This window comes from Brevundimonas huaxiensis (genome assembly GCF_014218725.1).
Lineage (GTDB): Bacteria > Pseudomonadota > Alphaproteobacteria > Caulobacterales > Caulobacteraceae > Brevundimonas > Brevundimonas huaxiensis.
Map to the genome: position 1 here is coordinate 84,655 of NZ_JABBJE010000001.1, position 23,719 is coordinate 108,373.

The window sequence follows — 23,719 nt, forward strand, 5'->3', positions numbered from 1 at the left end:
ACCATGTTCCAACGTCTCAACCGGCGCGCGCGCCTGCTATCCGGCGTCGCCTTCGGCGCAGCCGCCCTGATGGCGGTCGGTTCGGCCCACGCACAAACTGCAGCCGCCACGACGGCCCAAGCCGACGACCAAGCCACTGAAGTCGGCGAAATCGTCGTCACCGGCATTCGCCGTTCGATCGAGGCTGCGATCTCGGCCAAGGCCAACAACACCTCGATCGTCGAAGTCATCTCTGCCGAAGACATCGGCAAGCTGCCGGACGTCTCGATCGCCGAATCCCTGGCGCGCCTGCCGGGTGTGACCATGCAGCGCCTCGACGGCCGCAGCCAGGCGATCTCCATCCGTGGCCTGGGGCCTGACTTCACCACCGCCTTGTTGAACGGGCGCGAACTGGTCACCACCGGCGACAACCGCGGCGTCGAGTTCGACCAGTTCCCCGCCGAATTGCTGAACAGCGTCGTCGTCTACAAGACCCCGGACGCGGCCCTGATTGGTAAGGGTCTGGGCGGCACCGTCGACCTGCGCACCGTTCGCCCGCTGGCCTACGGCCGTCAGGCCATCGCTCTGAACTATCGTCATGAGTGGAACGAGCTGGGCGCCCTGAACTCGGGCACGACCGATAACGGCGACCGCTACACCATCTCCTACATCGACCAGTTCCTGGACGGCACGCTGGGCGTGGCCCTGGGCTACGCCCACATGAACTCGCCCTATCAGTCCGAGCGCTTCAACGCCTGGGGCTATCCCAACTACACGGACGGCAATCTGCTGACCGGCGGCGTGAAGCCCTATGTGATGTCGTCGGAGCTGGAGCGCGACGGCTATATGGGCGTGCTGGAATGGCGCCCGAACGATCGTATCCACTCCACGATCGACGCCTTCTATTCCGAGTTCAAGAACACCCAGGTTCTGCGCGGCATCGAGTTCCCGCTGGCTTGGGGTGGTTCCTCTGGTGATTGCACCGTGAACGTCCCGTCGGCGGTCTGCCGTCCGGCGCCGTCGCTGCGTCCCGGCTACACTGTCGAAGACGGCCTCATCGTCGCCGGCACCTGGGACAACATCAAGGGCGTGGTCCGCAACGACCTGAACAAGCGCGACAGCAACATCACCGCCTTGGGCTGGAACGCCGAGTTCACGCTCAGCGACGACTGGTCGGCGAACCTGGACCTCAGCTATTCGAAGGTCGAGCGTAACGACATCATCCTGGAAACCAACGCCGGCACCGGCCGCAACGTCAACGGCGCGTTGGACACTCTGGGCTTTGAACTGACCGACGACGGCGTGACCCGCTTCACCAGCCGTCTGAACTACGCCGATCCGAACCTGATCCGTATCACCAGCCCGCAAGGCTGGGGCGGCGACGTCATTCCGGGCGGTCAGGCCGGTTATATGAACACGCCGTCCATCGAGGACGAGATAAAGGCCGCTCGCTTCTCTGTGACGCGTGAACTGCATCAGAGCCCGTTCAAGTCGATCGACTTCGGCGCCAACTACACCGAGCGTCAAAAGAGCTTCGTCAACGATCAGTTCTATCTCGGCGTCCCCGGCGGCGGCGATCTGACCGTGCCTTCAGCCTTCCTGCTGGACCCGACCGACCTTGGCTATCTCGGCATCAGCGCCGTGCTGAGCTACGACGCTCTCGGCCTGGTCAACAGTGGCGCGCTGAACCGTGTCCGCAACCCGAACGCCGACGTCACCGCAGGCAACTGGGAAGTGACGGAAAAGGTCTCGACCGCCTACGTCCGCGCCAACATCGATCACAACCTGTTCGGCCGGGCCCTGACCGGCAACGTCGGCATGCAGTTCGTCTATACCGACCAAAGTTCCAGCGGCTTCTCGGCGCGGCAGGTCGGACCGGGCGTCTCCGAGACCATCGCGGTGACGGGCGGCGACGAATATCTGGAGATTCTGCCCAGCGCGAACTTCATCCTGGAAACCGGCGAGGACATGTTCGCGCGTCTGGCGGTTTCGCGCACCTTGGCGCGTCCGCGCATGGACGATATGCGCGCCTCGCGAAACTACAGCTATAACCCCAGCTTGGCCCAATCGACCGACATCAACCGTTCCCCCTGGGGCGGCGGCGGCGGCAATCCGGAACTGCGGCCGTATATCGCCGACGTGATCGACGTGTCGTTCGAGAAGTATTTCGCCAATCGCAAGGGCTACGTCTCGCTGGCGGCGTTCTATAAGAATCTGGAAAGCTACGTCTTCAATCGCAACCAGATCTTCGACTTCACTGGCTATCCGATCGGCGTGATCTCGCCGACCAACCCCGAGCCGGCCTTGCGCCAAGGCCTGGTCGGCGCGCCGGACAACGGCGAAGGCGGCTGGATCAAGGGTCTCGAGCTTTCGATCTCGGCGCCGTTCGACATCTTCCATCCTGCCCTGGAAGGTTTCGGCGCCCAGTTCAGCGCTTCGACCACGGACAGCGAAGTCCAGCCCGATCCGACCCAGGCCCCGACCGCTCTGCCGGGTCTGTCGGAAAACGTGATCAACGGCTCGCTCTACTACGAGCGCTACGGCTTCCAGTCGCGGATTTCGGCCCGCTATCGCTCGGATTACCTGGGCGAGGTCGCCGGCTTCGGCAACGGCCGGACCCTGCGTTCGGTCGCGGCGGAAACCGTGGTCGACGCCCAGGTCGGCTATGAGTTCCAGTCCGGTCCGCTGGAAGGCCTATCGGTTCTGGCTCAGGTCAACAACCTGACCGACGAGCCGTTCAAGACCTTCGAGAACGGCGATGAGCGCCGGACCATCGACTATCAGCACTACGGCCGCACCTTCGCTGTCGGGCTGAACTACAAGTTCTGATTTCCCCTCTCTTCTGAGCAAACTTGGGCCGCCGCGTTCGCGAGGCGGCCCTTTTCTTTGCCTGCGCGCAGGCCCGGTGGAAAAGTTTCGTTACAGAGCGCGCTTTTCGGCTGGACGCGCCTTCCATGATGGCCGAACCAAGCAAGATGAGAACCGCGCGACCACAGCGCGGCCGTTCGATTTTGCTGGGGGATCATTCATGACCGTTCCGGACGCCGGAAAACGCCAGGGTGCAGGCCTGGCCTTCGCCTATGTCACCACGCTGTTCTTCGCCTGGGGGTTCGCGACCTCGCTGATCGATCCGCTGATCGCGGCGGTGAAGCGGGTGTTCGACCTGAACAACGCCGAGGCCTTCCTGACCACCTTCGCCTGGTTCATCGCCTACGGGCTGATGTCGCTGCCGGCGGCCTCGGTGCTCAGCAAGCTGGGTTACAGCCGCTCGATCATCGGCGCCTTGATCGTCATGGTCGCAGGCTGTTTGATCGTGCCGGCCGCCACCGCCGCCGACTGGTATCCTGGCGTGCTGATCGCCCTGTTCGTCATCGCCTCGGGCGTGACCCTGCTGCAGGTCGCGGCCAACCCGCTGGTCGCCGAACTGGGCAGCCCCAAGGGCGCCTCCAGCCGTCTGAACCTGTCGCAGGCCTTCAACTCGCTGGGTACGACGGTCGGACCTTATCTCGGATCACACGTTCTGCTGACGGGCGGCGTCTTCGCCGCCGGCGCCGTGGTGACCGCCGCAACGCGCACCCAGTCGCTGCGCAGCATCGACATGGCCTTCCTGGGCATGGGCGCCTTCTTCGCCTTGATCGCCGTCTTCATCTTCACCGCGCGCAAGAAGATCAATGCGGCGGCGCCGGAGTTTCACAACGCGGTCTCGCCGCTGAAGGCGCTGTCGTCGCCGTGGGCCGTGTTCGGCGCCCTGGCCATCTTCCTCTACGTCGGTTCCGAAGTCGCCATCGGCGGCATGCTGACCAACTTCCTGGAAAGCCCCGACATCCTGAACGCCCCCATCGAGACGGCGGGCAAGATGGTCGCCCTGTACTGGGGCGGCGCCATGGTCGGCCGCTTCATCGGCTCGGCCGTCCTGACCAGGGTGCGTCCCGGCATCGTCCTGGCCTTCTGCACCGTCGCGGCGGCCGTCCTGTGCCTGACCGTCAGCCAGATCGGCGGCCCGACGGCGGCCTATGCCGTTCTGTCGATCGGCCTGTTCAACTCGATCATGTTCCCGACCATCTTCACCCTGACGCTGGAGCGCTCGACCGCGCCGACGTCGGCGACCTCGGGCCTGCTGGTGTTCGGCATCATCGGCGGCGCATTGCTGCCTCAGGTCGCGGCGCATATCGCCGATGCGGCCGGCAAGCTTCAGCCCGCCTTCATCGTGCCGATGCTGGGCTACGTCGGCCTGACCATCTTCGCCATCGGCTGCATCCGCACCAAGGCACGGACCGAAGTGACCTCGACCGCATCGCACTGAGCCGGTCGCCAGACAAGACGAAGGGCGCGGAGGCTGGCCTCCGCGCCCTTTTTCATTTCGGCGATGGGATCAGCCGTCGATCAGCGACTGAAGGATCGGCGCCAGGCGGTCACGCATCTCCTCGCATTGAGCGGGTTCGATGTTGAAGCTGCCGCCGCCCAGCTCACGACTGACCGACATGCCCATGATGAAGCCTGCCAAGAGCCGCGCGCGGACGGTGGCGTCCGGCCCGCTCAGCCATTCCTCCAGCGGACCGAAGAAGCGCTGAGTGCAGGTGTTCTGAACCATCTCCGACGCCTTTGCCGAGCCGATGGAGCGCAGCATGATCGACATGCCCTTCAGCTTTTCGGCCTTCTTGGGTTCAAAGACGATCTCATGCGCCACGCGCCGTCCGAAGTCGGCCTTTTCGCCCTGCATCAGCGCGCTGCCGTCGCCGCAACTGTCCAGCGCGGCCAGGAACAGGTCGTCCTTGGAGCCGAAGTAGCGGCTGATCAGGGCCGCATCGACACCGACGTCGCGGGCGATGTCGCGCATGCCCACGTCGTCATAGCTCTCGGCCGCGAATCTCTCGCGCGCAGCATCGAGAATGGCCGTGCGCGTGGCGGCGGCGTTTCTCGGGCGTGGGCCGGGACATAACAAGGTGATGACACTCCACAGACAATAACCGTAGATCACATATGGCTTTGTCAACGCCTGTTGACAAGCGCCACGGCTCCGACCATTAAGGCACCACGCGTTGACAAGGCCGACTCCCCATCGGCCTATGTCCGCACGACAGGGATTTACCTCCGACAGGGAGATGCGCAGATGCGCGGGCTGAAGATTGCGGCGGTATCCGTCATGGTGACGGGTGCGCTTTATGGTTGTTCCCCAAAGGCAGAGGCGCCGGCGCAAGGCGCGCCGCCCGTGACGGTGGCCGTGCCGCTGAAGCAGCAGGTGCGGGACTGGGACGAGTTCACCGGGCGCTTCGAAGCGGTCGAAAGCGTGGATGTGCGCGCCCGCGTCGGCGGCTATATTCAGGCGGTTCACTTCCGCGACGGACAGATGGTTCAGAAGGGCCAGCTGCTGTTCACCCTGGATCCGCGCCCGGCCCAGGCCGCGCTGGCCCAGGCTCAGGCCCAGGTCGCTCAGGCCCAGTCGCAGCTGTCGCTGGCCCGCGCCAACCTGGCCCGCAGCGAGGCTCTGTTGGCCTCGCAAGCTGTGTCCAAGGCCGAATATGATTCCAACAAGGCGGCCGTCGATGCGGCCCAGGCCAATCTGGCGGCTGGCAACGCCGCTGTTCGCAATGCGCGTCTGAACCTGGAATACACCCGCGTCACCGCGCCGACCTCGGGTCGCGTATCCGACCGTCGCGTCGATCCGGGCAATCTCGTCGCCGGCGGCTCGTCGGCTGGAGACATCCTGACCACCATCATTTCCGGCGGCCCGATCCACTTCGTCTTCGACGGTTCGGAAGCGGTTCTGCTGAAGTATCTACGTCAGGGCGGCGCCAATCAGGGTGCGGTCGTCAACGTGCGCCTGCAGGACGAAAGCACCTACAAGCATACCGGCCGTCTCGACTTCGCTGACAATGCCGTGGACACCGCTTCGGGCGTGATCCGTCTGCGCGCCATCCTGCCCAACGCCGACGGCTTCCTGCGCCCCGGCATGTTCGGCAGCGCCCAGGTCGCGGGCGCCGGCGCCTATGACGCCCTGCTGGTGCCGGATTCGGCCATCGGCACCGATCAGGCCCGCCGCACCGTCGCCGTGGTCAACGCCGACGGCACCGTGACGAACAAGGCCGTCCAGCTCGGCCCGATCGTGCAGGGCTTGCGCGTCGTCCGTTCGGGTCTGGCCCCGACCGACCGCGTCATCATCGCGGGTCTGCAACGCGCCGCTCAACCGGGCGCCAAGGTCACGCCCAAGAACGGCAAGATCGAACCCGTCGCCGGCGATGCGTCCCAGGCGCCCGTCACCCAGGCGGCACCTGCGTCCAGCGCCTCCTTCGCCAACAGCCTGCCGGCCGGCTAAGCCATGAACATCTCCCGCTTCTTCATCGACCGGCCGATCTTCGCGGCCGTGATTTCGGTGGTGATCACGATCATCGGGATCGCCGCCTATCCCTTGCTGCCCCTGTCGCAGTATCCCGAGATCGCGCCCCCGACGATCACGATTAACGCCGCCTACCCCGGCGCCTCGGCCGAGACCCTGGCCGAAACCGTCGCCGCCCCCATCGAGCAGGAGGTGAACGGCGTCGAGAACATGCTCTACATCTCCTCCTCGTCCACGTCGGACGGGACGGTGGCCATCACTGTGACCTTCCAGCCGGGAACGGATCTGGATGCTGCTCAGGTGCTGGTCCAGAACCGGGTCGCCTTGGCCGAGCCTCGACTCCCGGAAGCGGTTCGCCAGACGGGCGTCGTGGTCAACAAGGCCGAGAGCGGCTTCCTGATGATCCTGGGTTTGACGTCGCCTGACGGCACGTTGGACAACGACTATGTCGGCAACTACGCCAACTCCACGCTTCGGGATCGTCTGCTGCGGATCGAGGGCGTCGGCGCAGTTCAGGTCTTCGGCGGCGGCAACTATTCGATGCGCGTATGGATCGACCCGGCCAAGGCCGCCGAGCGCGGTCTGACGGGCCCTGAGATCGTCTCGGCCCTCCGCGCCCAGAACGTGCAGGCCGCCGCCGGCTCCATCGGCCAACCTCCCTTCCCGAACAACGCCGCTGCGTTCCAATTGCCTGTTCAGGTTCAGGGGCGTCTGAGCGATCCCAATGAGTTCGCCAACGTCGTGCTGAAGACGGACGCCGAGGGTCGCGTCACCTACCTGCGCGACGTCGCGCGGATCGAACTGGGCGCCCAGGATTACGGCATCCGCGGCTTCTTCGACGGCCAACGCGGCGTCGGCGTCGCGATCGTTCAGCAGCCGGGGGCGAACGCCTTGGGCACGGCTGATCGGGTCCTCAAGGAAGTCGAGGCCGTCAAGGGCGAACTGCCGGCCGGCATGGCCATCTCGGTGCCTTACAATCCGACCGAGTTCGTCGCCGCCTCGGTGGAGTCGGTTCAGCACACCCTGGTCGAGGCCGTCATCCTGGTCATCATCGTGGTCATGGTCTTTCTTCAGACCTGGCGCGCGGCCATCATTCCCATCGTCGCCATCCCCGTCGCTCTGGTCGGCACCTTCGCGGTGCAGCTGGCGCTGGGCTATTCGATCAACTCCCTGTCCCTGTTCGCCCTGGTCCTTGCGGTCGGCATCGTGGTCGATGACGCCATCGTCGTGGTCGAGAACGTGGAGCGCGCGATCAGCGAAGGCCTCAGTCCCAAGGAGGCCGCTTATCGATCGATGCAGGAGGTCTCCGGCGCCCTGATCGCCATCGGCCTGGTGCTGGTGTCGGTGTTCGTGCCGACGATGTTCGTGCCCGGCATCCCCGGCATCTTCTATCGCCAGTTCGCGGTCGTCATCGCATCGGCCTCGGTCATCTCGCTGTTCGTGTCGCTGACGCTGTCGCCGGCCATGGCCGCCCTGCTGCTGAAGCCGCACAAGAAGGATCATGAACATGCCCGCAAGCCGGGCGTCCTGGGTGCGGTGGTCTACTACGGCGGCTGGGCCGGGCGGAAGTTCAACGACGGCTTCGACTGGCTGTCGGATCGCTACGGTCGTTTGACGGCACGTCTGATCCGTACGGTCGGCCTGGTGCTGATCATCTATGCCGGTCTGCTGGGCCTCACCGCCTGGCGGTTGATCGATACTCCTTCGGGCTTCATTCCTGAACAGGATCAGGGCTTCCTGATCGGCGTTATCCAACTGCCCGCCGGTGCGTCGCTGGATCGTACGGAAGCGGTGATGACGCGTGCTACAGACATCATCCGCAAGACCGACGGTGTCGACGGCGCCATCGCCTTTGCGGGTCTGGACGGATCAAGCTTCTCCTTCGGCTCGAACGCCGCGACCATCTTCGTGCGTCTGAACCCGTTCGAGGATCGCACCAAGGAGCAGGCCGCCACGGCTCTGGCCGGCGCCATCACCCAGGCGACCGGACAGATCGAGGACGCGCAGATCTTCGTCATCGCCCCCCCGGCGGTCCAGGGTCTGGGCACCGGCAACGGCTTCTCGATGATGATCCAGGACCGCGAAGGCGCCGGCTATCGTCCGCTGGAAGGCGCCACCTTCGCCATGATGGGCGCCGCCGCCCAGAAGCCGACCGAGGTCAGCCAGGTCTTCTCGACCTACAACACGGCCTCGCCGCGCGTGACCGCCGATGTCGATCGCGACAAGGCGCTGATGCTGGGCGTCCAGCCCAGCTCGGTGTTTGACACCTTGGGCGTCTATCTGGGTTCGTCCTACGTCAACGACTTCAACATGCTGGGCCGAACCTTCCGGGTGACGGCGCAGGCGGAGCCGACGGCGCGCGACGACATCGCCGACATCGCCAATCTGAAGACCAAGTCGTCCTCCGGCGCCATGGTGCCGATCGGATCGGTGGCTAATCTGATCGACGACTCCGGTCCGGCGCGGATCGTCCGCTACAACCTGTTCCCGGCGGCCGAGCTTCAGGGCAACGCTGCAGCAGGGGTCTCCTCCGGCGAGGCGCTGCAGGTCATGGAAACCATGGCCGCCCAGACCCTGCCGCAGGGCTTCTCCTACGAATGGACGGGTCTGGCCTATCAGCAGAAGGCGGCGGGTTCCGGCGCGACGGTCATCTTCCTGATGGCGGTGGTGTTCGTCTTCCTGGTGCTGGCGGCTCAGTACGAAGCGTTCACGCTTCCGCTGGCGGTCATTCTGATCGTGCCGATGTGTCTGCTGGCGGCCATCATCGGGGTGAACCTGCGCGGCCTGGACAATAACATCCTGGTCCAGATCGGACTTGTCGTTCTGATCGCGCTTGCGGCCAAGAACGCCATCCTGATCGTCGAGTTCGCCAAACAGGCCGAGGAAGAGCAGGGCATGAACCGGTTCGAGGCTGCGGTCGCCGCCGCCAAGACCCGTCTGCGTCCGATCCTGATGACCTCGTTCGCCTTCATCCTCGGCGTCGTGCCGCTGATGCTGGCCTCGGGGCCGGGCGCGGAGATGCGTCAGTCGCTGGGCACGTCCGTCTTCTCGGGCATGCTGGGCGTGACCTTCTTCGGCCTGATCTTCACGCCGGTCTTCTATGTGGTCTGCCGCTGGCTGTCCTCGAAACTGCCGCAAGGCAAGAAACCGACCCCGACGCCTGACCGTCCTTCGGACCGGCCCGTGCGTTATGACGAAACCAGCGACCTGACCGATCCGAACGCGCCTGCGCCCGCGACCGGCCGGGGAGGGGACATCTGATGACCCGCAACAAGACCCTCAGCTTCCTGACCGCTGCGGCGTGCAGCGCCCTGCTGGCCGCCTGCGCGGTCGGGCCCAAGGCGCCGGTCGCGGACCTGCCAGTCGCCGGCACGGGCGCCTTCGTCGGCTCGGCCAGCCCCACTGTCTCGACCGCTGCGGCGCGCGACGACTGGTGGCGGCTGTATGAAGACCCCACGCTGGACGCCTTGATCCAGCAGGCCTTCGCCGAGAACAACCAGCTCGAGGCCGCCTTCGCCAATCTGCGCGCGGTCCGGGCGTCGCTGTCGGAGGCCCGCGTCGGCCGTTTTCCGACCACGACGACCAGCGCCCAGGCCCAGCGCAGCCGAGCCTCTGCCGCCACGGTTCAGGGCCTGCCCGCAGGGCAAGACGCGCCCGAAATCGACACCTATGACGTTGGCATTCAGGCGGCCTATGAGGTCGACCTGTTTGGACGCGTGGAATCCACCATCCGCGCCGCTCGCGCCGACGCCCGCGCCGCCGAGGCCGCCCTGGCCACGGTCCAGGTGACGGTCGCGGCCGAGACGACCCGCGCCTATGCCGACACCTGCTCGGCCAATGCGCAGATCGCGGTGGCCGAACGGACGCTGGAGCTGCAACGCAACACCGCCAATCTGACCCAGACCCTGCTCGACGGCGGGGCGGGCACGGGGCTGGATGTGGCCAGCGCCCGCGCGGCCCTGGCCCAGACGGCGGCGACCCTGCCGACCCTGCGCGCAGCCCGTAACGAGGCCCTGTTCCGCCTGGCGACACTGACCGGGCGCACCCCGGCCGAGGCCAGCCAGGCCGCCGCCGCCTGTGTGCGTCCGCCCCAGCTCAGCCAGCCGATCCCGGTCGGCGATGGCGCGGCGCTTCTGGCCCGCCGTCCCGACGTGCGCCAAGCCGAGGCTGAACTGGCCGCAGCCGCCGCGCGCGTGAACGTGGCCACCGCCAACCTGTTTCCGCAGATCAGCCTGGGCGGCTCCTTCGGTTCCACCGCGCTGGACGCTGGGGAACTGGGCGACGACCAGAACTTCCGCTTCAGCTTCGGTCCGCTGATCAGCTGGTCCTTCCCCAACGTCTTCGCCGCCCGCGCTCAGATCAAGGCCGCCGGCGCCCGTTCGGATGCGGCGCTGGCGACCTTCGACCAGACCGTGCTGACGGCGCTTCAGGAAACCGAGACGGCGCTCAGCAACTACGCCAACGAACTGGATCGCCGTGCGGCCCTGACAGAGGCGCGCGACCAGGCCGCCCGCGCCGCCGACCTGTCGCGCCTGCGCTTCAACGCCGGCGCCGACAGCTTTCTCCTGGTGCTGGACGCTGAACGCACCCAGGCGGCGGCGGACGCGGCTTTGGCTCAGTCCGACGCCCTGGTCACCACCTACCAGATCGCCCTGTTCCGCGCCCTGGCCGGGGGTTGGCAAGCCGACAGCTGATCGCGTCGCAATGCTGAAAACGAAAGGGCCGGGCGACGTATCGCCCGGCCCTCTGTTGTTCTGATCAAGTTTACTGCGGTCAGGCCAACATGCGCACTTTGGGCTCGCGATCCCACTGGCGAGTGCGGGCGGGGGCGAGGAAGCTTTTGGCGTTCTTGGACAGGTCGATCACGCCGGCGTCCGGCTCGACGCCTGCCTTGTCTAGCAGGGGCTGGGCCTCGGGGGTGTGGCCGATGGCCTTGAGGTGGCCGAAGGCGTCCTTGGCGAAGTCGACTGCGGCGCCTTCTTTCAGCATCTGGGCGCAGCCGTCCTCGGACAGAACGATCGCCACGGCGTCGAACAGGACCGACGGGCTGCCGGCCAGCTGACCGTCGGCCGCCAGCGTCTTGCCGTCCTTCAGCTTGGCGCCGCCGATCTTGGGCGCGACGATGAAGACCGAGCCGCCATCGCCTTCAACCGCCGCCTTCACGGCGTCGACGACCGCGCCGTCCGAACCGTCGGCGACGAGGATGGCGACCTTTCGGCCCTTCAGGGTGTCGGGATATTTGCCGACGATGCGCAGGGCGGGCGAGGGTTCCAGATCGATGGGCGCCACACCAGGGTCCGACGCCTTGGGCAGGGGCAGGTTTAGCCCGTCTGCGACCCGCTGGGCCAAGGTCTCATCGACGTTCTGCAGATTGGCCAGAACACGCTCGCGAACGTGAGCGAGCGACACCTTGGACAGTTCAAAGACGATAGCGCTGGCCAGGTGGGCCTGCTCGATATCGGTCTGTGAGCGGAAGAACAGCCGCGCCTGGCTGTAGTGATCGGCGAAGCTTTCGGCGCGCAGCCGGACCTTTTCGCCCTCGACCGGGATGGGCGCGGTGCGGAAGCCGCCCTTAGGATCTTCACGCGGGCCGCCGTCCTCGCCCGCCTCGGACAGGCTGTTGGGTTCGTAGTTGGCGCGGCCCTTCGGCACAGCCATCTGCATATGACCGTCGCGCTGGAAGTTCTGGAAGGGGCAGCCCTTTGCCTGATTGATCGGGATCTGGTGGAAGTTGACCGTGCCCAGGCGCGACAGCTGGGTGTCCTGATAGGAGAACAGCCGTCCCTGCAACAGCGGATCTTCCGAAAAGTCGATGCCCGGCACGATGTTGGTCGGCAGGAAGGCGACCTGTTCAGTCTCGGCGAAGAAGTTGTCGGGATTGCGGTTCAAGACCATGCGGCCGATCACGCGGATCGGATAATCCTCTTCCGGCACCAGCTTGGTGGCGTCCAGAATGTCGAAGGGCAGGGCGTCGGCCTGTTCCTGCGTGAACAACTGTACGCCGAACTCCCATTCGGGGAAGTCGCCCTGATCGATGGCCTCATACAGGTCGCGACGGTGATAGTCCGGGTCGGCGCCGGCGATCTTGACCGCCTCGTCCCAGCAGGTCGATTGCGCCCCCAGCTTGGGCCGCCAGTGGAACTTGACCAGGGTCGCCTGGCCCTCGGCGTTGATCAGGCGGAAGGTGTTGACGCCGAAGCCTTCCATCATGCGCAGGCTGCGCGGGATGGCGCGGTCGGACATGGCCCACATGACCATATGCATGCTCTCGGGCATCAGGCCGATGAAGTCCCAGAAGGTGTCGTGGGCGCTGGCCGCCTGGGGATAGCCCTTGTCCGCCTCCATCTTCACCGAATGGATCAGGTCCGGGAACTTGATCGCGTCCTGGATGAAGAAGACGGGGATATTGTTGCCGACCAGATCCCAGTTGCCCTCGGTCGTGTAGAACTTGACCGCAAAGCCGCGCACGTCGCGCGGCGTATCCACCGAGCCCGCGCCGCCGGCGACGGTCGAGAAGCGGGTGAACAGCTCGGTCTTCTTGCCAACTTCAGTCAGAATCTTCGCGGTAGTGAACTCCGACAGACTGTCGGTCAGTTCGAAGAAACCGTGGGCGGCCGAGCCACGGGCATGGACGATACGCTCAGGGATACGCTCGTGGTCGAAATGCTGAATCTTCTCGCGAAGGATGAAGTCTTCCAGCAGGGTCGAGCCGCGCGGGCCGGCCTTCAGCGAGTTCTGGTTGTCGCTGATCGGCGTGCCGTGATTGGTGGTCAGGCGGGTGTCAGGCGTTGAGGCGGTCTGGTGCACCTCGCCGGCGTTGCCGATTGTCAGCGCGCCGGCCGGCTTTGGTTTCTTGGCCATCTTGGGAGTCCTTTGGTGCAGCAGCGCAAGCGGGAGCCGCGCGCGTTCCCGAAACAACTCGGTAGAGGTGCAATAGTTCTGTGCGAGTTCGCGCACAGCCGCGCCCGATCGTCGCTAGAAAAGTTCGCTCCGTATGCGGCGCGCCCTTCGCAGGAGGCGAGGCGGCGTTTATGAGGCAAAAATGATCGCACGCCTTCGCCCCGTCCCGTTCGACCTTGGTCCCGTTCATTTCGTCGGCATCGGCGGCATTGGCATGAGCGGCATCGCCGAGATCATGCTGAAGATCGGCTATTCGGTGCAGGGCTCGGACGCCAAGGCCAGCGCCAATACCGAGCGGCTGGAACAGCTGGGCGCCAAGATCTTCATCGGCCACGACGCCGCCCATGTGGGCGAGGGCGTCTCGGCCGTGGTCTATTCGACGGCGGTCAAGGCCGACAATCCCGAGATGAAGGCCGCCCGCGAGCGCCGCATCCCGCTGGTGCGTCGGGCCGAGATGCTCGCTGAGCTGATGCGGCTGCAATTCTCGATCGCGGTCGGCGGCACGCACGGCAAGACGACGACGACCTCGATGGTGGCCGCCCTGCTGGATGCGGCGGGCCTGGATCCCACGGTGGTCAATGGCGGCATCATCAACGCCTACGGCACCAACGCCAAGGTCGGCGACGGCGACTGGATCGTGGTCGAGGCGGATGAGAGCGACGGCAGCTTCCTGCGCCTGAAGTCGACGGTGGCCATCGTCACCAATATCGATCCCGAACATCTGGACCACTACGGCGACTTCGACGGTGTGCGAAAGGCGTTTGTGGACTTCGTCGAGAACATCCCCTTCTACGGGTTCGCCGCTGTCTGCCTGGACCATCCGGAGGTGCAGAAGCTGGTCGCCGCCATCGATAACCGGCGGCTGGTGACCTACGGGGTCAATCCGCAGGCCATGGTGCGGGCTGATAATGTCGAGATGGGGCCGGACGGCTGTCGCTTCGACGTGGTCATCCAGAATGGCGAAACCCATGTGATCTCGGGCGTTCATCTGCCGATGGCCGGCTGGCATAATGTGTCGAACGCCCTGGCCGCCATCGCCGTGGCGCGCGAGCTGGATGTGTCGGATGATGCGATCCGCACGGGCCTTGCCGGCTTTGGCGGGGTCAAGCGGCGCTTCACCACCACGGGCGTCGTGGGCGGCGTTCGCATCGTCGACGACTATGGCCACCACCCGGTCGAGATCGCCGCCGTGCTGAAGGCCGCGCGTCAGGTGACGGAGGGTCGGGTCATCGCTGTGGTCCAGCCGCACCGCTACACGCGCCTGCGCGACCTGATGGACGAGTTCTCGACCTGCTTCTCGGACGCGGACAGCGTGATCGTCGCCGATGTCTATCCCGCCGGCGAACAGCCGATCGAGGGGGTGGACAAGCACGCCCTGGCCGACGGGGTGCGCCGCTACGGCCACCGTCACGTCCAGGCCTTGGAGAACGCCGCTGTCCTGCCGCGCCTGATCAAGGATGAGGCCAAATCCGGCGACGTTGTGGTGCTGCTGGGCGCCGGCGACATCACCAGCTGGGCCTATGGCCTGCCGGCGCAGCTGGAGGCCTTGGGTTAAAGGAAGCCCAGGATCATGGTTCCAGCCACGAAGGCGATGAAACCCGTCATGACGAAGGCGGCTGCAAAGGCGAACAGCCACTGCCGTTTCGCCTGAAGCCGCAACGCTTCTTCAGGATTGACGACGCCGTCCTCCAGCCGGCGACGGTCCCACTCCACAAAAGGCGCGATGATGGCCAGGCTCACGATCATCGGCAGATAGATGACGATCAGTCTTGCCAGGCTGGTGAAGGACTCGCGACCCGCGCTGAATCTGCCGAGGAGGCCGACCAGCCATGCCTGATGGTCGATCGGTGCATAGGCGGCGATCAGCGACAGGATGCCGACGGCGTAAAGCGAGACATAGAGAAGGCGCTGTCCGGCCGTCTTGTTCACGCGCGGGGGAGGAGCGGTCGGCTCCGATCCGAACGCAGGGACCTGTCGCCCGAGCGAGATCGAGCCTGACGCCTGTTTGCGGTCGATATGCCAGAACCAGCGATAGTTCGCAGCATGAAGGGTTGGCAGGCCGACGACCGCCAGCAACGCCACGAGGATGAGGTTAAGCGCGGCCTCGGCGGTCATGATGACGGACGTATAGGTGTTGACGGCGTAGACGAGACCGATCCAGCCGAACAGGATCACGGCCGTGCCGCCTATGCCGAGCACAATCATGCGGATTGCGGCCCTGAAGGTCATGGTCGTCACCTTAGAGGCCTGGTCGCTGATGTGAATAGCCCGCTCTATTTGAGACGGCGCGTCTTTCGCATCGTACGTGCTGGCGTTATCGGATCGGCATGACTTCAAACGACACCCTTTCGCCGGTTCGCGGCAAGCTGCTGCGGAATGAGCCGCTGGCGCCCTACACCTGGTTCCGGGTAGGCGGCGCGGCCGAGGCGCTGTTCATTCCGGCGGACGCCGAGGATCTGGCGGACTTCCTGAAGGCGCTGGACCCGGCCGTGCCGGTGACGGTTCTGGGCGTCGGATCGAACGTCATCGTCCGTGACGGCGGGGTCGAGGGCGTGGTGATCCGCCTGGCGGGCCGCCCGTGGGCGCAGATCACGACGGACGGCGACACGGTCACGGCCGGCGCGGGCGCGCTGGACTCCATGGTCGCCAAGGCCAGCGCCAAGGCGGGAATCGCCGGGCTGGAATTCTACGCCGGCATTCCGGGCACAATCGGCGGCGCCCTGACCATGAACGCCGGTTGCTACGGCTCCGAGACCAAGGACGTGCTGGTGTCGGCCTGGGGCCTGACGCGGGCGGGCGAGCGAGTCGATTACGATCTGGCCGACTTCGGCTACACCTATCGCCATTCCCAGGCGCCGGCCGACATCATCTGGATCGAGGCGACCTATCGCGGCACGGCCGACGAACCCGAGGCGGTGGCGGCCCGGATCTCCGAGATCACCAGTCGTCGCGAGACGACCCAGCCGATCCGCGAGAAGACGGGCGGCTCGACGTTCAAGAACCCCGAGGGCCATTCGTCGTGGAAGCTGGTGGATGAGGCCGGCTGGCGCGGCAAGCTGCACGCCAAAACCGGGGGTGGGGCCAAGTTCAGCGAACTGCACTCCAACTTTATGATCAATCCCGGCGAGGCAACAGCCGCCGACATCGAAAGCCTGGGCGAGGCGGTTCGCGCTGATGTGCTGGCCAAGACCGGCGTTCTGCTGGAGTGGGAAATCAAGCGGATCGGCCGGGCGGGATAAAAAATCCCGCGCAAAAATGGCCGGCGGACGCGAATGGTTGACGGCCTGTTAAACATGTAGGCCCCAATCCAAGGCGTCATGTCCCGCGCTTTCAAAGATCTTCATGTCGCCGTTCTGATGGGCGGTCTTTCCGCAGAGCGTGAGGTGTCCCTCTCGTCGGGCGAGCAGTGCGCGCGCGCGCTGGAGCGGCAGGGCGTGCGCGTCAGCCGCGTGGACGCCGGGCGCGATCTGGCCAATGTGCTTTCGGGTCTGATCAAGCCGGACGTGGTGCTGAACTGCTTGCACGGCGCCTGGGGCGAGGACGGCTGCGTCCAGGGCGTGCTGGAGACCCTGCGGATTCCCTATACCCATTCCGGCGTGCTGGCCTCGGCCCTGGCGATGGACAAGAACAAGTCCAAGGCCGTGCTGCGGGCGGCGGGCATCAAGGTGCCGGGCGGCGGTCTTTACGATCGTCACGAGGTCGCCAGCCGCCACGTCATCGACCCGCCCTATGTTGTAAAGCCCAATGCCGAGGGCTCATCCGTCGGCGTCTTCCTGGTTCGCGAAGGCGCCAACCGTCCGGTTTCCGAAGTGGGCGAGCCGGGCTGGACTTACGGCGAGCAGGTTGTCGTCGAGCCCTATATCGCCGGCAAGGAGCTGTGCGTCACCGTGCTGGGCGAACCGGCCGGGCCGCGCGCCCTGACCGTCACCGACATCACCCCGACCAAGGGCTTTTACGATTACGAGGCCAAATATGCGCCGGGCGGATCGGTGCACGTCCTGCCGGCCGTCCTGCCGCCGCATGTGTTCGAAAAGGCGCTGCGTCAGGCCGAGGCGGCGCACGTCGCCATGGGGTGCCGCGGCGTGTCGCGATCCGACTTCCGTTATGATGATGTTAAGGACGATCTGGTCCTGTTGGAGGTCAATACCCAGCCCGGCATGACCCCGACTTCGCTCGCGCCCGAGCAGGCCGCCCATACCGGGATGAGCTATGACGATTTGGTTCGGTGGATGGTGGAGGACGCCTCATGCCCGCGGTAGTTCGCGGCGGTCGGCGACAGGGTTCTAATCAGGCTCCACAACGCGGTTCGGCTTCCAAGGGCGGAGGACGGTCGCGCGGCGGGGCCCAGAACGCGTCCGCCGTTCCTGGCAAGATGGCCGCCATCGGCCGTGTCGATATTTCGCCCCGCACCGCCGTGATCGCTCTGGGCGCCGGCGCGCTGCTGCTGGTCGGAGTTCTGGCCACGGGCGCTCGCGCCGAGCGGATCGGCGCCTCGGTTTCGCATGGCCTGGACAGCGTGACGGCCGGTATGGGCCTGACGCTGAAACGGGTGCATATCACCGGCGCCTCGCCGGAGGCTGAGCCGGCGATCCAGCGGGCGCTCGGCCTGTATTCCGGTCAGCCGATCACCAGCCTGGATCTGGACGCCATTCGCACGCGGGTTCAGGGCGTGGGTTGGGTCAAGGAGGCGCGCGTGGTGCGCCTGTTGCCCGACACCCTGATTGTCGAGGTCAAGGAACACGACCGCCTCGCCGTCTGGCAGGAAGCCGGTCAGATCAAGGTCATCGACAACCGGGGCCAGGTCATCGATGGCGCCGATGCGCGTCGCTATCCGACGCTGCCGCTCGTCGTGGGCAAGGGCGCCGATGTGGCGGCGGGCGAAATCCTGCCTCTGCTGGCCCAGCGCCCGCGACTGATGGGGATGGTGGACGCCCTGGTGCGCGTGGACGAGCGCCGCTGGGACCTGCGTCTGAAGGACGGCAGCCTGATCCAGCTTCCCGCCACCGAACAGGAGGCGGCCCTGATCCGCCTCGATGCGCTGGACCAGCGCGAACGCCTGCTCGACCTGGGCTTCGCTCGGGTCGATCTCAGAACCCCCGACGAGGTCGCCGTGCGACCCGCCGGCGACGCCTAAGGACCGTAGAGACATGACCAAGCAACGCGGCGTGGCGAATGATCACGGTCGGGGCATGGATCCTCGCGCCGGACGTGCGCCTGTGGTCGCCGCGCTGGATATCGGTCAATCCAAGGTGTCGTGCTTCATCATGAAGCCGGACGGCGTCCGTCACGCCGACCGCACCATCCGCGTCGCGGGCGCCAGCCATGTCCAGTCCAAGGGCGTGAGGGGCGGGGCGATCATCAATATGGACGAGGCAGCACAGGCCATCGGCCACGCCGTCGAACGCGCCGAGCGCGCCGCCCAGAGCCCGGTATCCGGCGTCGTCGTCACGACCGCCATCGGCCAGATGGCCAGCCACCGGGTGCAGGCCCGCGTGTCCCTGGGCGCCAATCCGGTCGGGGACGCCGATCTGGCGCGCGCCATCGGCATGGCCCTGGCGCAGATCCGCCTGCCCAACCGTCGCCCGATCCACGTCCTGCCCATCGCCTGGTCGGTCGATGGCGCGCGCGGCGTGCATGATCCGCGTTCGATGCGGGGCGGCTCGCTGGGGCTGGATCTGTTGGTCGTCTCGATGGCCGAGAACGTCTTCACGACCCTCAGCCACTGCCTGGAGCTGGCGCACTTGGATCTGCAAGGCGTCGCCGCTGCACCCGTGGTCTCGTCTCTGGCCGCGCTGGAAGAAGACGAAATGGACCTGGGCGCCGTCTGCATCGACATGGGCGGCGGATCGACCAGCGCCGCCGTGTGGGGCGGGCGGTCATTGCTGCATATCGAAAGCCTGAACGTGGGGGGTGATCACGTCACCTCCGACATCGCCCGCGGTCTGTCGACGTCCAAGGCCGGCGCCGAACGGCTCAAGACCCTGCACGGCTCGGCCATGGCCAGCGCCAACGAGGATCGTGAAATGCTCGAGGCCCCGCCGCGCGGCGAGGACGCCTCGGCCGGCCCCGTCATCGTTCCGCGCGCCATGCTGAAGACCGTCATCGCCCCCCGCGTCGAGGAAACCCTCGAACTGCTGCGTGATCGACTGAAGAATGCCGGCGTGGGCCTGGAACCCGGCGCGGGCCTCGTTTTGACCGGCGGGGCCAGCCAGTTGAACGGCGTGCGCGAGCTGGCGGTGCGTGTCTTCGACCGTCCGGTCCGCCTCGGAAAACCCCAACGGGCGCCACATTTGGCCGACGCCGCCTCCGGCCCCGCCTTCTGCGCCACTGCCGGCGTCCTCCTCCGCGCCGCCTACGGCCCGCGTGAGGCGGTTTCGGCGAGAAAGCTGATGGCGCGGCAGATCACCGCTGCGGATGCGCCGCGAATTCATCGCGGGAATGTGGTTGGACGGGTAGCTGGCTGGCTCCGCGACAATCTGTAGCAAATCTAGGCAACAGTGTTGTTTGAGCGCCACTTCGGCCTCGTTTTGCCCTGATTGAGACACAAACCGCTTGCCTCCACTTGAAGGTTAGGTGACAGAAAGTTCACCAAACTATCGCGCCACATGCGACTTTCAGGGGCTGAAATGACAAAACGATACCATTTGTTCGGGACTACGATTCTCGCCGGCGTTCTGGCGACTTCGGCTCCCGCATGGTCGCAGGCGACAACGCAGCAGTCGACCTCGCCGTCTCCTTCGACCTCTTCGACTCAAGACCAATCGGAAGCTGAACAACTGGAAGAGGTTGTTGTTACGGGTTCACGTATCGCACGCCCTCAGTATGAGGGCGTTATTCCTGGTGTTCAGGTTGGCGAGAAGGATATTGAAGAGCGTCTGTTCACCAACGCTGGCGACATTCTGAATGACGTGCCGCTGGTCGGCGGCGGTGCCAGCTTGAATGGTACGAACGGCGGTCAGACGGCGTCGCTGGGAGTTACATATATCGATCTGTTGAATCTCGGCACCGCTCGCACGCTGACGTTGGTCAATGGTCGCCGCTTCGTGTCGAACAACTCCGCCACGATCTTTGTGTCTGGCAATGAGACGGGTTCTCAAGTCGATGCATCGACCATCCCCGTCGCTCTGATTGATCGTGTCGATATTTTGACGGTAGGCGGTGCTGCGACATATGGTGCGGATGCCGTTTCCGGCGTGGTCAACTATGTCCTGAAGGACAAGTATGAAGGCGCAGAGATCAATATTATTGGCGGTCAGACGTTCGAATATAACGATGCTGGTCGGATTGCCGTGAATGCCACGGTCGGCAAGTCGTTTCTTGACGATCGTTTAAATGTTGCTGTTTCCGGTGAGTACAGCAAGATCGACGGTGTGCTGGCTAATGCCCGTCCGTTCCGGTCGGATAACCAGGGCGGCATATCGAACTTTGCGAACGGCGGTTTCCGCAACCCCGCCTTTACTCCGGGTGTTGTTGGTTCGACGGCGTTCCTAGCCGGTGGCGTGGATGGCATTCCATCGACGATTTATTCGCGCAGCCTGCGTCAGATTAACAACTACTTTGGCGGTGTGGTTTTCAACACCGTCGCAGGTAGCGGGACATCGGAATCGACTGTGACTCAGCCGGGCTTCGCACGTATCGCGCCGCCGGCTTCGTCCTTCATTTCCGGGACGCTTCAACAAATCCCCGGCGCGCCAAACCTGTGTAACGGCGGCGCCTTCTCGGCAGCCCAGGCGCAAGCTGCGGCATTGGCCAACAGCCGTATTTGTAACTTCGCGCCTTCTGCGCTGCCGGGCACCACGACCGCACAGCAGGATGCCAATGCGGCGCGCGTGTTCGCCTTCTACGGCGTGACGCCGCCTGCTGGCGCCACTGCAGCCCAGCTTCGTGCCGCCGCTCTGCAAATCCTGCAGCAGCGCAATCCGACTGCGCGCGAATATTATGCCGCCAACCCCAATACGCCGCTTAACGCGTTCGCGGGAAGTTTCCTTGCAGGTCTTCCCGACATTGCCAATACCGGTATCGGTGCGGGCGTGCTGCCGCGTCTTGCGACCCCTCTTCGCTTCAATCGTAACGGTGATCTGGAAACCTACACGCTGGGAATCGGTGGGCCTAACACCCCTGGTACCTTCGCGACAGGCGTCGGCGGCGACGGGGCGAACCGCACCGACTCGACTGTCCTGCGTGTCGAACAAGAACGTAATGTTGGAAATATTATCGGCAGCTATCGCGTAACCGACGACATTCGCTTCTTCACCGAAAACCTTTACTCAGACATCAAGGTCACCAACCCGATCGGAACGGGCGGCCTGTTCAATGGCGTGTCGTCCAGTTCTACCGAAAACGCGGCCATTCTGGTCAACGTCAACCACCCGTTCCTGACCGCTCAGAACCGTGCGGCGTTGGCTGCAGCAGGCATTACAGGTAACTTCACTGTTTCCCGCTACAACGAAGACATCGTCAACGACCTTTCGCAGGTGTCCACCAATAAGACGTTCCGCACCGTCAACGGCTTTGAGGGCAACTTCCGGGCCTTCGATCGCGCCTTCAACTGGGAACTGTCGCACACCTACGGCAAGGCTGAAACTCGCGTCGAATTCAGCGCCATTAACGACGTTGCCTTCGCCATGGCGATCGACGCCGTCGATCAAGGCGGCGTCACACGGTGCCGCGCCGGTTCGACCGGAAGTCCCACGCTGGCAAGCTATCTCGGCTTCTATGGCGGTCAGGTACCTGGCACTCAAGCTAACGTAATCAGCCAGGTTGCTGCGGATGGTGTTCGAGAGCAGGTCGTGTTCCAAACGAACGCGACGCAAGCCCTGTTCGACGCCTGTCAGCCGTTGAACATCTTCGGTGAAGGCCGAGCCTCCCAGGCTGCCAAGGACTTCGTCAGCGTTCGAAACTTCTTCAACAACGAATCGACGCAGAACTTCACGCAGGCCGTGTTCGGCGGCGAACTGTTCAATCTTCCAGCCGGTCCGTTGCAGTTCGCGCTCTCAGGCGAGTATCGGAAGGAAGAACTGAAGTATACGGTTGACGAAATCACGCGTATTGGTGCGACCCGTTCCGCACCTTCCGCCACAACCATGGCGGAAGTTGAAACCAAGGAGGGCGGGCTGGAACTGCGCGTTCCGATCTTCGGCGGCGACTTCACTCTGCCGTTCTTCAAATCGCTCGAGTTCAACCCCTCAATCCGCTACACGCAGTTGGAAGGTTCTGCGCCGTCCTTCCGCGATACGACAGGCACCCTGCGCTCGCCCAGCTATAAGGGTGATGTTGAGGAGGTTTATACCTTGGCTGCGACTTGGCAGCCCTCGGAAGACATCCTGTTCCGCGGCAACATCTCCAAGTCTGTTCGTCAGCCCAGCATTGTCGAACTGTTCTTGGGTGGTCAGCCGTTCTTCACCTCGTCAGCAGACCCTTGCTCCACAGCCAACATCAGCGTCGGTCCCGCGCCGGCGACGCGTCGCGCAAACTGCATCACTGATGTGCTGAACCGGGCGACCGCCAATGGTGGAACCCTGACGGGCAACGCCGGAGCTGTTGCGATCACCGATCGCGCCAGCGCTGAGAGTTTCTTGAATAATAACTTCACGCCCTCAGGCGCAGCGTTCACGGGCCTGATCTCAGGAACCCAGGATCTTCGTCCGGAGGAAGGCGACTCGTTCACGTATGGCTTCGTGGCGACGCCGCGGTTCATCCCGAACTTCATCTTCGCCGCCGACTATCTGGAAATCACCGTGACCGGCGCTCTTGGTCCGCTCTTGGCGCAGCCGGCTGCTGAGTTCTGCTACGACAGCGCCAGCTTCCCGAATAACTCGGCCGATATCGGCGTGAACAGCTGCGCCGGCATCCGTCGTGATACCAACTTCAACTTCACGAACGGATTCGAACTGCCCTTCTTCAACCTGGGCGGAACGCGGGTTAAGGCGATCAACTCCAACTTCAGCTACAGCATGGACTTGGCTGATGTGTTCAGCGCTAATCGCGACCTCGGTCGCTTGGCTCTGCGCGGCAATATTTACTATCTGATGGAGTACACCACGTCGGGTACGGGTGACTTCAGCGACGCACAGTCGGCCGAAGACACCCTGGCCAATCCGGTTTGGTCGACGCAGTTGACGGCGCTATATGACCTGGGTCGCTTCAACGCGCGTTGGACCACACGTATCCAGGACGCAACGCGCATCAAGTCAGCAGGAACGCCTATCGGCATTGAGTTCCAACCGATCGTCCGTTACGACGGCTATACGTTGCATACGCTGTCGCTGGGCTACGACGTCACCGACACGACGCGTGCACAATTGGTCATCGACAACGTGACCGACGAAGACGCCCTGGGCCAAAACGGTTTCTTCAACGGCGCTTATATCGATAACATTGGTCGTCGTTGGACGGCTTCGATCCAGATGAAGTTCTAACCCAGAACTTATGGACTGATCTGATCGCCCGAGGCTTGCCTCGGGCGATTTTCTTTGTGGCGTTGGAAGAACTCGAAAAAGTCCGGCA

The 23,719-nt window shown here is 64.7% G+C and carries 14 protein-coding genes; 11 read left to right on the plus strand and 3 right to left on the minus strand.

Annotation, left to right across the window (positions count from 1 at the left end; genetic code table 11):
- Nucleotides 1-3: 3 nt before the first annotated feature.
- Both HF680_RS00420 and HF680_RS00425 read left to right on the plus strand, forming a co-directional pair.
- The gene (locus tag HF680_RS00420) at nt 4-2,808 is read left to right on the plus strand and encodes a TonB-dependent receptor (RefSeq protein WP_205195859.1); all 2,805 of its coding nucleotides are present in this window, start codon (nt 4-6) and stop codon (nt 2,806-2,808) included.
- A gap of 199 nt (nt 2,809-3,007) precedes the next feature.
- A complete protein-coding gene (locus tag HF680_RS00425) occupies nt 3,008-4,282 on the plus strand; it encodes a sugar MFS transporter (RefSeq protein WP_161638554.1) in 1,275 nt (424 codons plus the stop codon).
- Nucleotides 4,283-4,351: 69 nt separating this feature from the next.
- Here HF680_RS00425 and HF680_RS00430 read toward each other — a convergent pair whose 3' ends face one another.
- Entirely contained in the window at nt 4,352-4,957 is a 606-nt protein-coding gene (locus tag HF680_RS00430; RefSeq protein ID WP_240893620.1) for a TetR/AcrR family transcriptional regulator, read from the minus strand.
- Nucleotides 4,958-5,089: 132 nt separating this feature from the next.
- Between HF680_RS00430 and HF680_RS00435 the strand changes: the two genes are divergently transcribed.
- From HF680_RS00435 to HF680_RS00445, 3 genes are read left to right on the plus strand one after another with little or no spacing between them, the layout of a single operon-like run.
- Nucleotides 5,090-6,292, plus strand: coding sequence for an efflux RND transporter periplasmic adaptor subunit (locus tag HF680_RS00435; protein WP_185223731.1), 1,203 nt, complete (start codon nt 5,090-5,092; stop codon nt 6,290-6,292).
- Between the two features lie 3 nt (nt 6,293-6,295).
- Nucleotides 6,296-9,574 carry an efflux RND transporter permease subunit gene (locus tag HF680_RS00440; RefSeq protein WP_185223732.1) on the plus strand — a complete coding sequence of 1,093 codons (3,279 nt, stop codon included), beginning with the start codon at nt 6,296-6,298 and terminating at the stop codon, nt 9,572-9,574.
- The gene (locus HF680_RS00445) at nt 9,574-11,007 is read left to right on the plus strand and encodes an efflux transporter outer membrane subunit (RefSeq protein WP_185223733.1); all 1,434 of its coding nucleotides are present in this window, start codon (nt 9,574-9,576) and stop codon (nt 11,005-11,007) included. Before HF680_RS00440 ends, HF680_RS00445 begins: the two co-directional genes overlap by 1 nt.
- Nucleotides 11,008-11,086: 79 nt before the next feature.
- Here HF680_RS00445 and HF680_RS00450 read toward each other — a convergent pair whose 3' ends face one another.
- Nucleotides 11,087-13,174 (minus strand): catalase, encoded by a 2,088-nt coding sequence (locus HF680_RS00450; protein WP_185223734.1) that lies wholly within the window; start codon nt 13,172-13,174, stop codon nt 11,087-11,089.
- A 181-nt stretch (nt 13,175-13,355) separates the two neighbouring features.
- Here HF680_RS00450 and murC point away from each other — a divergent pair, with 181 nt between their 5' ends.
- Complete coding sequence (gene murC / locus HF680_RS00455) at nt 13,356-14,768, plus strand: UDP-N-acetylmuramate--L-alanine ligase (protein ID WP_185223735.1); 1,413 nt, start codon at nt 13,356-13,358, stop codon at nt 14,766-14,768.
- On the opposite strand, the gene HF680_RS00460 is transcribed toward murC, so the two are convergent.
- A complete protein-coding gene (locus HF680_RS00460) occupies nt 14,765-15,442 on the minus strand; it encodes a hypothetical protein (RefSeq protein WP_185223736.1) in 678 nt (225 codons plus the stop codon). The genes murC and HF680_RS00460 overlap by 4 nt on opposite strands.
- A gap of 98 nt (nt 15,443-15,540) precedes the next feature.
- Between HF680_RS00460 and murB the strand changes: the two genes are divergently transcribed.
- The 5 genes from murB (at nt 15,541) to HF680_RS00485 (ending at nt 23,631) form a co-directional block, all read left to right on the plus strand.
- Entirely contained in the window at nt 15,541-16,452 is a 912-nt protein-coding gene (murB, locus tag HF680_RS00465; RefSeq protein WP_185223737.1) for a UDP-N-acetylmuramate dehydrogenase, read from the plus strand.
- Between the two features lie 78 nt (nt 16,453-16,530).
- Nucleotides 16,531-17,472: a D-alanine--D-alanine ligase gene (locus HF680_RS00470; RefSeq protein WP_185223738.1), complete on the plus strand. Its 942-nt coding sequence runs from the start codon at nt 16,531-16,533 to the stop codon at nt 17,470-17,472.
- Entirely contained in the window at nt 17,460-18,347 is an 888-nt protein-coding gene (locus HF680_RS00475) for a cell division protein FtsQ/DivIB (RefSeq protein ID WP_205195861.1), read from the plus strand. Before HF680_RS00470 ends, HF680_RS00475 begins: the two co-directional genes overlap by 13 nt.
- Nucleotides 18,348-18,402: 55 nt before the next feature.
- Complete coding sequence (gene ftsA / locus HF680_RS00480) at nt 18,403-19,695, plus strand: cell division protein FtsA (RefSeq protein ID WP_039247066.1); 1,293 nt, start codon at nt 18,403-18,405, stop codon at nt 19,693-19,695.
- Nucleotides 19,696-19,839: 144 nt separating this feature from the next.
- Nucleotides 19,840-23,631 carry a TonB-dependent receptor domain-containing protein gene (locus HF680_RS00485; protein WP_185223739.1) on the plus strand — a complete coding sequence of 1,264 codons (3,792 nt, stop codon included), beginning with the start codon at nt 19,840-19,842 and terminating at the stop codon, nt 23,629-23,631.
- The last annotated feature ends 88 nt before the right edge of the window (nt 23,632-23,719 follow it).

Excerpts from the sequence above, each read along its gene's own strand:
- HF680_RS00420 (WP_205195859.1), top strand. The coding sequence starts at position 4 with ATGTTCCAACGTCTCAACCGGCGCGCGCGCCTGCTATCCGGCGTCGCC.
- HF680_RS00425 (WP_161638554.1), top strand. The coding sequence starts at position 3,008 with ATGACCGTTCCGGACGCCGGAAAACGCCAGGGTGCAGGCCTGGCCTTC.
- HF680_RS00435 (WP_185223731.1), top strand. The coding sequence starts at position 5,090 with ATGCGCGGGCTGAAGATTGCGGCGGTATCCGTCATGGTGACGGGTGCG.
- HF680_RS00440 (WP_185223732.1), top strand. The coding sequence starts at position 6,296 with ATGAACATCTCCCGCTTCTTCATCGACCGGCCGATCTTCGCGGCCGTG.
- HF680_RS00445 (WP_185223733.1), top strand. The coding sequence starts at position 9,574 with ATGACCCGCAACAAGACCCTCAGCTTCCTGACCGCTGCGGCGTGCAGC.
- HF680_RS00450 (WP_185223734.1), bottom strand. The coding sequence starts at position 13,174 with ATGGCCAAGAAACCAAAGCCGGCCGGCGCGCTGACAATCGGCAACGCC.
- murC (WP_185223735.1), top strand. The coding sequence starts at position 13,356 with ATGATCGCACGCCTTCGCCCCGTCCCGTTCGACCTTGGTCCCGTTCAT.
- HF680_RS00460 (WP_185223736.1), bottom strand. The coding sequence starts at position 15,442 with ATGACCTTCAGGGCCGCAATCCGCATGATTGTGCTCGGCATAGGCGGC.
- murB (WP_185223737.1), top strand. The coding sequence starts at position 15,541 with ATGACTTCAAACGACACCCTTTCGCCGGTTCGCGGCAAGCTGCTGCGG.
- HF680_RS00470 (WP_185223738.1), top strand. The coding sequence starts at position 16,531 with ATGTCCCGCGCTTTCAAAGATCTTCATGTCGCCGTTCTGATGGGCGGT.
- HF680_RS00475 (WP_205195861.1), top strand. The coding sequence starts at position 17,460 with ATGCCCGCGGTAGTTCGCGGCGGTCGGCGACAGGGTTCTAATCAGGCT.
- ftsA (WP_039247066.1), top strand. The coding sequence starts at position 18,403 with ATGGATCCTCGCGCCGGACGTGCGCCTGTGGTCGCCGCGCTGGATATC.
- HF680_RS00485 (WP_185223739.1), top strand. The coding sequence starts at position 19,840 with ATGACAAAACGATACCATTTGTTCGGGACTACGATTCTCGCCGGCGTT.